This window comes from Scytonema millei VB511283, from assembly GCF_000817735.3.
GTDB classification, from domain to species: domain Bacteria; phylum Cyanobacteriota; class Cyanobacteriia; order Cyanobacteriales; family Chroococcidiopsidaceae; genus Chroococcidiopsis; species Chroococcidiopsis millei_B.
The window spans coordinates 379,682-393,294 of the sequence record NZ_JTJC03000004.1 but is presented as its reverse complement, the minus strand read 5'-3'; the positions used below and the strand labels follow the sequence as shown (position 1 = coordinate 393,294).

Here is a 13,613-nt window from a genome sequence, read left to right as displayed (position 1 = left end):
TTGCTAGTTGCTTAATGCATCAGATAGATAATCAGCAGCAGCTTCGACTATGGCGATCGCAGTTTCGTAATCTAAACGGGTTGGTCCTAAGACTCCCACGCTGCCAACGGGAACTGTACCGCGTCGATAGGTGGATGAAATTAGGGTACAACCACGAATAGGTTCGAGTGTATTTTCCGAGCCGATGCGAATTGTAACTCGCCGCCTGGAGTTAGAATCTAATTCTGGTTCTTCAAAAATAAAAGGTAGCAGCTGTTGCTGTTCTTCTTCTAATAGATGTAGAATCGTCTGGACTTGCTGTAACTCGGCAAACTCTGGCTGACGCAAAACTTCAGATACGCCTCGAATTGCAATTTGAGTACTAGCTGGAAGCGGTTGAGTCCGCCGACAAATATCTGCAAATACAGTTTTTAAGCGATCGCCATATTGTTGAAATTCGCAGTCTAATTGATTCCAGTCAAGTGACGCTAATTCACACAGCGATCGCCCGCGCAGTTGGCTATTTAGGAAGTTGGAGAGTATTTGTAGCTCTCTTTCTATAACTTCTGGATCTGATTCTAAGAGTGTATCCGCTTCTGAAATCGGCAAATCTAACAATACTGACTGGGTTTCATAAGTATCTGTCACCACAATCAACATTATCCGCCCTGACTCAATTTGAATCAGTTGAATGTGGCGTAACCGTGCCATGTTAGCGCTAGGCATGGTAATTAAAGTAATGCAACCACTTACCTTGGCTAAAATCTGCGCTGCGCCTCTTAATAAAGCTTCCAGGCTCCAATCTTCCCACTTTAATTGCTCTTGAAGTAGCTGTTCTACCTGCCGTCCCCAAACATCTGAAGGAGTCATGAGGCGATCGACGTAAATTCGATAGCCGGAGTCAGAGGGAATTCTTCCCGCCGAGGTGTGGGGTTGGTAAAGTAAACCAGCTTTTTCTAGCATTCCCATCGCGTTACGAATGGTTGCAGAACTCACGCCGAGGTTATATTCTTCCAATAAAGCTTTTGAACCCACTGGTTCGGCAGTGGCGATGTAGTGTCGTACTGTTGCCCAAAGTATATGCTGTTGGCGATCGTTTAGCTGCACTTGCATAGGTAAAACGAGACTAGTGAGATGAGAAGCGAGGTTAAAAAATGTAAATGTAATCTGTAGATTTTTTTAATTTTTAGTTATTCAAGATAGCAAAAAAGATAGACCGTTTTAAATAAAATACAAAGTTATATTTCGATTGTGCCTGAACTCTCCTACGGTTTTAGCTATTTCTCAAAAAAGATATCCTTTTAGTGCATAAAATTTATCAACTGTCAATACATGCATAACATTTTAAATGTTATAGCCTGCATTCGGCAGAGTTAAAGCCTCTATCTAAATAAATTCAACCGGGGAGCAATACTCTATGTAGCTTTAGCAACCCTAAATCTAATATAGACTGTACTTTTCCTTAAAATTGAAAATCATTTGGTAGCAATTATTACTAAACACCGATGGGGATGGGGAACGGGGAACAGTGAGTAGTGAAGGGTTGACGGTTGACAGTAAACGCTACGCTGCGTGAAGGCGATTGTTGGTTAACTGATAACTGATAACTGATAACTGATACCTAGTATCTAGGAACAGATGGATCGATCGCAGCGGAGTAAGCATCAATTCCCCCTGCTAAATTTCTAAGATTTGTAAAACCTTGACGACTCAACCACTGGCACATCTGAGCCGAACGAATACCGTGATGGCACATAACTATGGTTTCTGCTTGAGGATCGAAGCGTGTGGGGATAGAATCAGCCCAATTTGCAAATTGACTCAAGGGTAGAACTTCAAACCCATCAATATGAGCGATCGCGACTTCATCCGGTTCGCGCACGTCGATCAATTGCAATTGCTCTCTAGCATCAGAACTTAACATCTGAGCCAGTTCTTCTACACTAATTTGGTTAAAAGGATTCATAATGAGGGGCTGGGGACAGTTATCAGTTAACAGTTAACAGTTGTCAGTGTAGAGACGTTACATGTAACGTCTGTACAAAGTTGTCATTTATCACACTGACTTACAAATGACCAATGACCAATGACGAATGACAAACCATGAAGCGAAGCTTATTTTTTTCTGCCATCGCAGCTGGTGTGGTAGTACTGCTATCGATCGGAATTGGCTGTTTTTATTGGATTAATGCCCAAAGTCCTCTCAGCTTACTACGAGGTGGTACGACAAATATACCAGCAGCAGCGATATTTGTGCCTAAGCAAGCACCTGCAATGGTATCTTTGCTAGTCAATCCAGAAAAACTAGAGTCGTTGCGGCAATTAGTCGCACGTCCGAGCGATCGCAGGCAGTCGCGTCAGGAACTAGAATGCTTTAAATCTAGTTTACTAGCTAGTAGTAGTCTCGACTATCGCCAAGATATTCAACCTTGGCTGGGGGAAGAAGTTACTTTGGCTGTGACGAGTCCAGATATCGATCGCGATGTGGCAAATGGCAATCAGCCAGGATATTTAATGGTATTAACTAGCAGAAATCCGGCTAAAAGTAGAGAATTTTTACAATTATTATTTTCCCAACGGGCGATCGCGGGTAGAGATTTAGTTTCAGAAACTTATCAAGGCGTTAATATTTTCTCCGATCGCGATCGGGTAAATGTAGGGGCGCACAGCCGTGCGCCCCTACAAGAACGAATCTCTCTTGTCGGCGCAGCAGTGGGCGATCGCTTTATTTTATTTGCCAATCATCCTAAAGTATTGCGAGAGGCAATTAATAACGTCCAAGCACCCGATCTGAGTTTGAATGATTCTGCTCAATATCAGCACGCATTAAGTTTATTACCAGCCAAGCGAATTGGCACGATCTTTCTCAATTTACCTCAAGTGACAACTTGGTTGGGGAAAGAACCGCAAGAGCAAATTTATGACAGTCAAATTATCGCCTTAAAATTAAATCCGCAAGGAATTGTTGCAGAAACCTCAATCGCTGCTGCTACTCAGACAGAACTCGCTCCTGCTGGCAAGATGCTATCTGAACCCGTGCAAGCATTACAATATTTACCTAAAACAACGGGATTAGCGATCGCGGGTTTAGATTTGAGCCATTTACAAAATACTAATTTAAATCAGTTATGGAGACAAGTTACAACTGTCCTATCTGGTTCTAGTAATGATGCAATTTCGCGCTTAGTAACTCAACCTTTAGCTAAATTACAAGATAGTTGGGGTATAGATATTTCGCAAGATATTTTTAGCTGGGTGCAAGGGGAATATGCTTTAGGAATGCTACCCCAAACAGATGTTAGTACGAGTGCTGATTGGATTTTCGTGGCTGAGAAGTCTGAAGGGACAGATTTAGCGATCGAACGCTTCAATACAATCGCTGAAAATAGAGGTTTAAGTATTACACCTCTATTTTCTGAAGAGCAAAAAATCTATGCTTGGACGCAGGTAAATACAGTTCCATCTAGTCCATCCGAACTAGGCGATCGCTCGTTACTTACTCTTAAAGCTAAAGTCGAAGGTGTTTATACTACCATAGATAAATACGAAATTTTCACGTCTTCAGTTGCAGCAATGGATGCAGCTTTAAAAGCGGCAAAAACTAGTTCTTTACTGAAGAATTCTCAGTTCCAAGCTGTCATTAAAGCCATTCCTCAGCCAAATCAAGGTTATCTATATTTGGATTTACCTAGAAGTCGAGCAATTTTAGAGCGTCAATTACCTTTAGTTAAACTATTAGAAGTGGCAGCAAAACCATTTTTTGACAAAGCGCAATCGATTACTGTAAGTAGTTATGGCGATCGCACAGATGTGCTTCAGGGTAGTCTTGTTTTCCACATAGGCTCGAATTAATGTCTTATCTTGTTTGTAGCAAGGAATTACTGAGGCAAAAGAACTATGCAGAAACTTCCTACTTGGCACTACAATGACTTACAGCAAGTTGGCGTTGATTTTGAAGATCCCGCAGATGATTTTGAAACGCACGTTCGGGAAGAATACAGCACTTTTGCTTGGATTATAGAAGGAATGCTGGATCGAGTTGGATTTGAATTTGAATCAAACTATCTTTCACCAACTATGGCTGAATATATCTGTCGGAAAAGATGAAGGTGCAAAATGCGATCGCGATTTAACTCTCTGCTGCTTTAGGATCGAATTTAACTTGACGATAGAGTGCAGTAACGGGTAAAGATAACCCCACACTTACCAAAGTTATCGTATCTTCTGTCGTATAAGGATACAGTACCCACAAACCTTGTTCGTTGCGACGAAAACAATCTACACCAATTTGTTCGGAGTCAATTAAAACGTATTCTTGCAAAGTTTCTAACTGACGATATCGAGCAAATTTCCCACCGCGATCGTATGCTTCTGTAGAAGGGGAAAGCACTTCAACAATTAGGCAAGGATGTTGAACGATTGAATTAGATTCCCGATCTCTTGGATCGCAGGTAACAACAACATCTGGATAACAATAACTATTAGCAGTCACAACTTGTACTTTCACATCTGAAATGTACACTTCACAACCACTTTGAACCAGATGACTATCTAAAGCTGTGACTAAGTTTAAAGCAATGCGATTATGAGGTTTTGTTCCCTCAGTCATGACAAAAACTTCGCCGTCGATATACTCGTGGCGCAGTTGTTGCATAGGTTCCCATTCTAAATACTCTTGCGGCGACATCCATTGTAATTGTGGACTAGCAATCATCAGGTTTACTCCGCCGATCGGTTATCAGTTGACAGTTATCAGTTGACAGTTACCAATTACCACTCACTCATGACCACTTCATCACCCCTTTCCACTCCCAAAATGCTGTTTTACCACATCTAATCGCGAACAGTTCCAGTAATCGATGTGGGAATCAATTAATCCTTGGGGATTGAGGTGTAACTCACTCCAGCCAGGAATAGCAATGCGGGGTTTCCAGGGGAGGGGAGTATTCCAACTCAACGTCCACTCTGTCTTAATGGTGTCCCCTTCCTGGCGAATATCATGTAAATCCATCTTGACAGCAATAAACCAGGTGTTGATGAAATTAATCATCTGTTTGTATCGCTCGACACCACGAAAACGGTTGAGGGGATCTTGGAAAAAGACATCTGAAGCATAGATGCTGTATGTCTGGTTGTCGGGAAATCTTTGGTAGTCTTGCCGGAGGATTTGAATAATATCCATTATGGTTCTACTTCTAACCACAACCTTTCTAACTGATATTTCCATGCTGCCATGACTTGCTCCCGCGACTCTGCTCCTTGTTGTAAGTCGCCTAGCAATCCCTCATCGTACATTCTGCTGAGATTTTGCAGGGTAGCTTCTAGAGATTGTCCTTGCTGCTTTTGCGCTGTAACGATTTGCCGTAGTTTCGTTTCTACCAATTGGCTAAATGCATTTGTTAACCCCGCTTGATTTAAGGAAATTAAGCGCGCGATCGCTTCGGTAAAATCTGTCGTACTCAAGCTTGCACGATTGTGCTGAAAGACTCCCCACACGACTCCTTGATGTAAGGCGTAGCGTACTTCCTGAGTGTCGTCAAAGTTAGCTTCAAGCAACTGTTCCATAAATGGTTGAGCTGCCTGCGCCGATACAATTGGTAATAATACTCGCAGCCAAGAGCGATCGTCTGATAGCAGAACTAATAGGCGAAATTCCGGTGTTTCGATTTGCCAGGAACCAGGAGCGATCGCTTGTACGGGTGCAGAATGAAATAAATCTGTTAGGGTGTTGGCAATTTCTTCTGGTGTCATGTATTGCTAATACTATCGTTCTTATACGAGTAGTTTAGCGAATCAGTTGTCAGGGAGCAGGGAGCAGGGGGAAGATAGAGTCGCGGAGCGATCGGGAGCTGAGGGAGAAAAATGGCTTACGACTTACGACTTACGACTTGCCTTTCACCAACTACCCGTTACCAATTTCCACTAGCCTATACAGCCTGGATCTGTGAGGGTGATTTTTGAGCGATACCAGCACGTTGACTCAGTTCTTCAGTGACAAAGCTAGGCACTTTTACTGTTGCTTGTAAAGCCATGCAGCAGTCTCGTACAGATAATAAAAATCTCTTCATCGCCACGCAATCGGGAACGGTGTCTACTCGTGCCAAGAACTTGCGCCAGTTGTTTTCATTGTCGCAACATAATTCTACGAGATATTGGCTAGCTAGATATTCTGCTAACAGATCGTGAGTAAAGCGCACTTTATCTTGTGCCTTACCGATCGCTTGCAGCAAACCGAGATTTTGTTCTAAATGTTCTAAGTAAATTTTAGCGGTATCGTATCCCGCGATCGCTCCAATCTCACTGAGTAATTGTTCGCGTTTGACTGCGGCTGGTTGAAATGTCTGCTTGATACATTCCCAGGCGATTGCTTTGGCATATTTTTGCACGCTGTCTGCTTCTAACAACGGCAGATCGGTAGGTTTGCTTGCAGCATTAGATTGAGCGAGTGCCTGCTGCTGCGTCTGAGGATCGAGCGTTTGGGTAGCAAACCAAGCATTCAGCACCCTGGGATGATAGTGGAAAAAACTAACTAAAACTAACCAGTTAATTGGCAATTTTATTCGGCCGGAAAAACCAGGTAAAGCAATGCTAGAGTATCGTTGTAATGCATTGTTAATACCTAAAATCCACAGCGGACGCTGCCAGAGGAGTAGCGACCAAAATGATGTCAGCGTAGCGATATATACTATCCCAATTGGTAGCCATCGATACTGCGAGAGCAATTTCAGTACGTTCTCGCTCCAATTGGGGTATCGCTGCGATTTGAGTATTTGCAATGACTGACGTAAGAGCGCTACCTCTGCTTCTGGAAATAACTCTTGACTGGTTTCAATAATTTTCAGCGCCGTTTCCAATTCGCGAATGTCTCGTTCTAATTGGAGATGGGAAAGCGTTGCGGCTTTTTGCTGCCAGCCAGTCGCAATTTTAGCCCAAGCATAGATAGCGTTCGATCGCACGGTGCGATCGGGATCGCTGAGCGTCTGGCTCAGTGCGGGAACGGCACTTTCTGCTGCTGCCCCCATGCTACCAATTGCAGATACAACCATCGCTCGCACCGATCTATCTTCATCTTGTAGTGCGACTGTGAGCGCGGGGACGGCACTTTCTGCTGCTACTCCCATACTACCAAGCGCGTATGCTGCACTAGAACGTACTACGGGACTTTTATCTGCTAAAGCTGTAACGCTCAAAGCCGGAATTGCCGAGTGCGCCGCTGCTCCCAGACTTCCCAAAGCGGCAACCGCATTAATTCTAATGCTTTCGTCCTTTTGCTGTAATTCTTGACTCAATGCTTTGACTGCGCGATCGCCACACTTTTTCAGTGCTGCTACAGTAAATATCCATTCGTTAGTGTTGCCTAGTTTTGTTATATAAGAATTAATTTCGCGATCGGAACATGCTTCTGCTCTTACTATATCGATTGAAAGGAGATTGAAACAGAAGCAAAAACTAGATATAGGTAACCACAGAATTATTAATTGCAACTTGCGGCTTTTCTTCATACATTATTTCGGTAAATCTGCTAGCACTCAACCTATAAATTGCCGATTGGCTGTTGGTTGTTGAGCTAGCTTTTACTAGTAGTGCGTGCATCAAGACTGTAACGTTTTTTATCTGACAGATGCATATTATCCAAACGATCTTGATAGCGTTGTAAATTATTATACAGCCAATTCACTTCTAGTAAAGACTTTTTTAATGGAAGAACTTCTCTGAACGCAACACTCATCAAAAAGAGGCTAGAGATAAGTTGCCAATCGAACTGCAAATTTCGAGCAGCTACAAATGCTACACTTTCCCCTATACGGACAGAGAAGATTTGAGGGCTAGCCGCAATTATCTGGAGGATAAAACCTATCAATCGCTCTTGGGTTCTGTGGTTTTCGCTCCTTTCAACTTCTGATTTTCTTGAGAAGAATTTAAGGTTTTTTTAGCTAAGGTGCGAATTTGTGGTTTCAGAGCATCTGGAGCCGCTGCTTCTGCTTGCTCAAATAACTGAGCCGCACCTTGACTATCTTTATGAATTTGACGCAGCACAGCTTTGCGTACTAAAGCTTTAAGGTTATTGTTTTGTCTTGCCAAAATTTGGTCGTAAGTTTTTTCTGCACCAGCAGCATTACCTGTTAGCTCGTATTGCTCTGCTAAGCGCAAACGCAAATCTATATTATCGGGATTGTTTTGTACTAGTTGTTCCAACGAAGCGATCGCTTTATCTATTTGTCCAGCTTGTTGTAAAGCTTCAACATCGTACAATGCTTCACCCGTGCGAATCTGTGAAGTAGACCGTTGGTAACCGAGTAGAGACAATACAGCTATTCCAACTAAACCAATGCCAAGGAACCACCCGAGTTTCGACCCCATTTTCTCCTTGAGGGAGGAGTGGCGATCGCTTTGAGTACTCGCTTTGCGGTTAGAATCGAATAAAGATTGCATCACTCCGTTAGGGTTCTTCGAGCGAGCGTTGGCATCGCCAGGGATAAGGCGATGAATTAATCCCAAAAGCTGACTATCTGCACTGGAGCTATGTATTTTGTTTAGCTCCCATACTAACCAAAGAAAAGCGATGGCTGTTCCTTTGGGTTTGAGAGTGACGATGTTGTTTTCTCGGACTAGAGGTATGGAGGAATGAAAAATCTCGTAGCGCGCTTTGACGGTATTGAGATGAGCAATCAAAGGTTCTAATTTATTTTTTATGACTTTTTGAGTTGCTGCATTAGATTCTAATAGATCGTACTTAGTTAGCACTATAGCTAATGGATAATTTAATCCATTGAGATAAACCAAGCTCGTCAATGCCATAACTTGCTCAAAGATATTTTCCAATACTTGAATGTAAGCATCGCTGTGCCTGAGAGCGTAGGCATCAATAAATACGCAGCAGCCGTGCGAGTTAAACACGAGTTCGCGAAAATCAGAGTTGTGAACGTCGCAGATTTCTCCAGGGATATCATTCCAGCGGAAATGGCATACTGTTTTTTCGCCCCACAAGCTTTGTCGTTTTAGGTTAAAGCTGAAGTTGACGACTTTCATCGTCGGTGGTGGATACTGATCCGTCTGATCTATATATTTAAGAATTTTATCTACGTTTTCCTTTACCTGGTTGTCTTGGCATTCAAACCATAATTTGTGCGGTTGCTTTTTGGAACTTTCAGTCTGTAGCTCCGTATAGCTACCGACGAGGAAAACCGTTTTTCCTACGCCTCTTTGCCCGATGCTTAAAAGATTAAATGTTCTATTTTTTGGTAAGTTTTGAGGTGACACGGTTAGATGCTGCTTGCGAAGTTTCACTGACATAGTTTTTTTGGCTCTAGGGTTTTTGTAACATTAGCTTAATTGTTACGTGCGATTGATTAGCAGCAGCATACCACTAAGTTATTATTCCTGAAAGTTAAATACCATACATCACTATTCACTGCATTGCTAGCAAATAACTCCAAGGATTACACTTGATTTTGCTGCGACAGTAGAATAAATATAATTGCGGTCAATCTACCTGCAATTCTGATGCTGCTCCTAAAAACGCACATTTAGACTCTAAAGGGATTGCATATAGCGCGTTCTAGTTGAATGAGGCGTGGTGCAACTCCGTGAAGTTCACAGCCGTGTGTCTCTATAATGTCTTGCATTTGAATCAAACAGTTGTTGGCGGTTATTAGGCTGACAAATCCTCTCTTTCGAGCATAGTAGCAAGTCATCAGCCAGTCCACTGTTTTAAAGAAAAAACTTAGAGTCTTCATCGAGCATTAGAGGCAGACTAGACAATTCGTAAAAGCCAATATATTTAGATAAAAAAAGTTTATCTGATAAAAGAAATCTCCAGACGTAAAAAAATAAATTTTTTTCACTTTTGCGAGTATTTAGAAGGTAAAATCTCAGCGTAGGCGCAAGGGGGCAAAACCGGCTTGCTCCACGAGTTGCTGTCCTTCTTCAGAAAATAATAAATTTGTGTAGGCAATCCCAGCGCGTTCGTCAACGCTGCCATCTCGCTTGACGATGATGTAAAGGCGACGAGTTAAGGGATAAGTACCGTTAGCAAAAGCTGTAGTATTAGCGACATTTTTGCGTTGCAGATCGAAAGGAGAAACAAAGCCACCGTTACTAGCAGCCAGTGGCAAGGGAGAGATGGTTGCTAAAGAAATAGGATCTATGCTCTGCTGGCGAACTGCTTCTGAGGCAGTAGCGTAGCTGATTCCGCCTGGAGTTTTGGCGACAGCACGGATGGCATCGGTTGTCGTGTTAACTAATCGCACGTTGGAGCCAAAGTTTTCTTCTGCCAGAACTTTTTCTTGCAGAAAATCAGCAGTACCGCTGACTTGAGGATCGCGGCTAATGGGTACGATCGGTAAATCCGAACCACCGAGTTGTTTCCAGTTAACGATCTTCCCAGTGAAAATATCTTTAACTTGGGACAGAGTTAACCCAGTTACGGCAACTTGAGGATTGACATATAGAGCAATGCCATCAATCGCCACGGGAATTTGTTCTAAAGTAAAACCGAGTCGTTGGGCTTGTCTTAATTCTGCTGCTCGAATCGGGCGAGAAGATTGTGCGAAGCTGAGTTTACCTGCTAGCAGCATTTGGATGCCTACGGTAGAGCCATGTCTATTTTTATAAGGATCGGTATAAAGTAGATCGAATTGCGGTTGAGCTTGGGCGATCGTCGCGACAGTTGCGGGCGATCGCAGTGGCGCAAAAGTAGTAGAGCCACCATAACGAAACATGCCTGAAGGGACGTTAGGAACTGCTGCCAGGGCTTTGTAGTTTCGATTGCGCTTGACTTGCGATGCTACGTAGACTCGCGAATCGGTATTAGACATCCCCGAATGGATCAGACCGTATAGCGAAAACCCCAGCGCTACGGCACTTGCTAAAATGCCAACCTTGAGCCAAAGTTGAGAGTTTTTATAACACCAAGTCAGGCGTTCGGCGTTACCATCAACTGTTTGTCCTAATGGCAACGGCTGAAAATCGATTTGGGAAAAGTTATTTCCTGCTAATGCCAAGCGACCGGAGTTAGTATTTGCCGAGGCAGGGTGGCGATCGCGGCTGGCAGTCGAATTTTTTTTGTATTTGGATAATAAATTTGTCGAACCCTTTTGAATCAAACTTTCTAACTCTCGATCTTTTCCTAATGTCTGTTTGTAGAATTGATACAACGGTAACTTGGGTTTTGACTGACTCTCAGAGGCGATCGGATCGACTGCAATAGTCGCAGCATCTGCTGTGAGAACTTGTCCCGGTTCGAGTTCTAAGCCATCAATTGCATAACTGCTATAAATAGAAAGATTCGCCATTTGCTGCTCGTAAGTTCTTGCTGGGAAATCAACGGCACTTTCCTGTGCGTCAATCGGCACAAATAGCTCTAACAAATTTCCTTGGCGCAAGTCTGTATAGCTTTGCTGTCGCAGGTACAGAGGAGTTGATACCCCTGCTTTTGCAGGTTGGTAGTCCCACAAATTCGATAAAACCTTAGTTTTTACATATGCACGAGGCTGATGTCGATCTAAGATTGCTACTGGACCTCTCTCCAAACAAGTAAATATATTTGCTAGTTGAAAATCAAATAGTGGTTCTGAAATGTAATAACAAATAAAATATGGTACGTTGCCGCGTCCTAGCTCGTCCACACCATCGTTGTATAACCAGCCAAACAAAGTTTGCTCTAAGTCGATTTGATATATGTAAGCCGCACGATATTTGGGTTCTGGAGGATTGTAAGAATCCCAATGTTGGGAAACTACATGTTGCAAGAAAGCTTGCTGAATTTCTGGCGAAACCTGCGGACTGCAAACAGTTTTGAATCCTTTGCCAGCAAAGCTGGTATAAACAAGTTGACCGAGGAGTAAGTACATAAGTTTAAAATCAAAAAGCTAAATGGGGCTACCTATGTTGAAAAGTATTGCAAAAATTTAAAAATGACCTCAAGATGCTAGATGTAAAAGTTTTTTTCGGCAGCAGTCTTCAGAGTATTAGCCAAGCGAGCGCACAATGAGTCAATTTCCTTCCCATCTTGCCGAGCAGTATTCCACCAGTAGCCGTATCGCCATTTCTAAAAGTATACGATTTTACAAGTTTAGCAGTATAAAAATTTATGGCTCTAGAAACAATTATCCGCCATCTTGCCGTAATAATCCAGACCCAGCAACTCCGCTTCCCAAACATCGCCTTTGGTGGCAAAAAAGCAATTTTAGAACCAAGATCGTAGCGTTAATTATTGCCATTGGGATGTTGCCAGTTTTGACTGACAAAACCCTTGCGCAAGCTGACGATCGCGTAGTCCCGCAGTTTAATGCCCAAGCTGAAGCCCGCGTGGACAATCCAGACCTGGCTGATTCTCCCACTCAGCTGCCAGTGACTCTTTTAATCGAAACTGTTGTCGCATCGCTGCTACTCATCGGTTTGTTGACTGCTTTTTTTGCCAATCGTGCCATGCGTCCAGCAAAATCTGTTGTCGATGCAGATGACAAGCCGAAATTAGAACCGGATGAATCGTACTCTCCGCTAGCAATTCTCAATAGTGCAGCACTAGAAAAGGTTGATGTTAGCCATCAACAAATTGCCACGATTGAATCAGCTAAAATAGCGACGGAAATTTCGCTCAAATTTCGACAAGCACAATATCTCAACGAGTTATTAAAAACTGCGACAAAGGAACTACGTCGCGCCCTCAGTGCCGATCGAGTTTTCGTCTATCAATTTAATCCTGACTGGAGTGGTAGTGTTGTCGCTGAATCTGTTCTACCTGGCTTACCTTCCTGCTTAAAGATTAAAGTTACCGATACGTATTTTTCTGAGTCGAACGAGGGCGTAGAAAAGTATATCAATGGTCGAATTTGCGTGACTCACGATATTTATGGGGGAGAACTGACAGATTGTCATATTAAATTGTTGGAACAGTTTGCGATCAAAGCGCAAATGGTAGCGCCGATTACTAAAAACGGTCAATTATTTGGTTTATTGATTGTTAATCAATGTTCTGAACCTAGAGTTTGGCTGCCTCATGAAGTTGAGTTATTCTCCCATTTGGCAAAACAGGTAGGAGTAGCATCCGAACAAGTTGCATTTTTAGAAAAGCAGGAAGCTGATGCCGAACGTGCCGATTTACTCACAGAAATTACTTTGCGAATTCAGCAAGCTCAATTTTTAGAAGAGTTACTGAAAACTGCTGTGAAAGAAGTCAGACGGGCGATCAAAACCGATCGCGTAGTCGTTTACGGTCTAGATTCTAGTAATTGGGATGGCATTGTCGTGGCGGAGTCTGTTGCCCCAGGCTGGCCCCAAACTTTAAGAGTGAGAATTGACGATCCTTGCATGAGAGAAAAGTATGCCGAAATATACCAGCAAGGTCATGTCACAGTCATTGATGATATTTACCAAGAGGGACGAGTTGAAGACTGCTATCGCCGATTATTAGAGCAGTTTGCAGTTAAAGCTAATTTGGTAGCACCAATCTTGAAAAACAATGAGTTACTGGGATTGTTAATTGCCCATCACTGTTCCGAACCGAGAAATTGGCAACAAGAAGAAATCGATTTATTTGTTCAGTTAGCGATGCAATTAGGATTTGCGATCGATCGAGTCAGCCTGATGGAAGAAATGGCAACAGACGAAGAGTAGGCAGTTATCAGTAGAAA

General features: G+C 42.9%; 12 protein-coding genes. 4 read left to right on the top strand and 8 right to left on the bottom strand.

Going from position 1 to position 13,613, the window contains the following annotated elements:
* Positions 1-3: 3 nt before the first annotated feature.
* Together hrcA and QH73_RS16755 are read right to left on the bottom strand one after the other, a co-directional pair.
* Positions 4-1,092: a heat-inducible transcriptional repressor HrcA gene (hrcA, locus tag QH73_RS16760; protein WP_039717048.1), complete on the bottom strand. Its 1,089-nt coding sequence runs from the start codon at positions 1,090-1,092 to the stop codon at positions 4-6.
* Positions 1,093-1,600: 508 nt separating this feature from the next.
* Positions 1,601-1,945 carry a rhodanese-like domain-containing protein gene (locus QH73_RS16755; protein ID WP_039717049.1) on the bottom strand — a complete coding sequence of 115 codons (345 nt, stop codon included), beginning with the start codon at positions 1,943-1,945 and terminating at the stop codon, positions 1,601-1,603.
* A gap of 137 nt (positions 1,946-2,082) precedes the next feature.
* On the opposite strand from QH73_RS16755, the gene QH73_RS16750 reads away from it, so the two are divergent.
* Together QH73_RS16750 and QH73_RS16745 are read left to right on the top strand one after the other, a co-directional pair.
* Positions 2,083-3,831 carry a DUF3352 domain-containing protein gene (locus QH73_RS16750; RefSeq protein WP_039717050.1) on the top strand — a complete coding sequence of 583 codons (1,749 nt, stop codon included), beginning with the start codon at positions 2,083-2,085 and terminating at the stop codon, positions 3,829-3,831.
* Between the two features lie 45 nt (positions 3,832-3,876).
* Positions 3,877-4,086, top strand: coding sequence for a hypothetical protein (locus QH73_RS16745; protein WP_039717051.1), 210 nt, complete (start codon positions 3,877-3,879; stop codon positions 4,084-4,086).
* Positions 4,087-4,108: 22 nt separating this feature from the next.
* Here the strand turns inward: QH73_RS16745 and QH73_RS16740 are convergent, their stop codons facing one another.
* The 3 genes from QH73_RS16740 to QH73_RS16730 form a co-directional block, all read right to left on the bottom strand.
* Complete coding sequence (locus QH73_RS16740) at positions 4,109-4,693, bottom strand: Uma2 family endonuclease (protein WP_039717052.1); 585 nt, start codon at positions 4,691-4,693, stop codon at positions 4,109-4,111.
* Between the two features lie 81 nt (positions 4,694-4,774).
* Positions 4,775-5,161 (bottom strand): C6orf136 family protein, encoded by a 387-nt coding sequence (locus QH73_RS16735; RefSeq protein ID WP_039717053.1) that lies wholly within the window; start codon positions 5,159-5,161, stop codon positions 4,775-4,777.
* Positions 5,161-5,730 carry a hypothetical protein gene (locus tag QH73_RS16730; protein WP_039717054.1) on the bottom strand — a complete coding sequence of 190 codons (570 nt, stop codon included), beginning with the start codon at positions 5,728-5,730 and terminating at the stop codon, positions 5,161-5,163. Before QH73_RS16730 ends, QH73_RS16735 begins: the two co-directional genes overlap by 1 nt.
* 46 nt (positions 5,731-5,776) lie before the next feature.
* Here QH73_RS16730 and QH73_RS28860 point away from each other — a divergent pair, with 46 nt between their 5' ends.
* On the top strand, positions 5,777-5,905 hold the full coding sequence (locus QH73_RS28860; protein WP_286194122.1) for a hypothetical protein: 129 nt from the start codon (positions 5,777-5,779) through the stop codon (positions 5,903-5,905).
* Position 5,906: 1 nt separating this feature from the next.
* Here the strand turns inward: QH73_RS28860 and QH73_RS16725 are convergent, their stop codons facing one another.
* The 3 genes from QH73_RS16725 to QH73_RS16715 all read right to left on the bottom strand — a co-directional run bounded on the left by QH73_RS16725 (position 5,907) and on the right by QH73_RS16715 (position 11,831).
* Entirely contained in the window at positions 5,907-7,481 is a 1,575-nt protein-coding gene (locus QH73_RS16725) for a HEAT repeat domain-containing protein (RefSeq protein ID WP_039717055.1), read from the bottom strand.
* A 355-nt stretch (positions 7,482-7,836) separates the two neighbouring features.
* Complete coding sequence (locus tag QH73_RS16720) at positions 7,837-9,273, bottom strand: tetratricopeptide repeat protein (RefSeq protein ID WP_052290216.1); 1,437 nt, start codon at positions 9,271-9,273, stop codon at positions 7,837-7,839.
* 578 nt (positions 9,274-9,851) lie between these two features.
* Positions 9,852-11,831, bottom strand: coding sequence for a PstS family phosphate ABC transporter substrate-binding protein (locus QH73_RS16715; RefSeq protein ID WP_052290217.1), 1,980 nt, complete (start codon positions 11,829-11,831; stop codon positions 9,852-9,854).
* Between the two features lie 136 nt (positions 11,832-11,967).
* On the opposite strand from QH73_RS16715, the gene QH73_RS16710 reads away from it, so the two are divergent.
* Positions 11,968-13,596, top strand: coding sequence for a GAF domain-containing protein (locus tag QH73_RS16710; protein WP_132867175.1), 1,629 nt, complete (start codon positions 11,968-11,970; stop codon positions 13,594-13,596).
* The last annotated feature ends 17 nt before the right edge of the window (positions 13,597-13,613 follow it).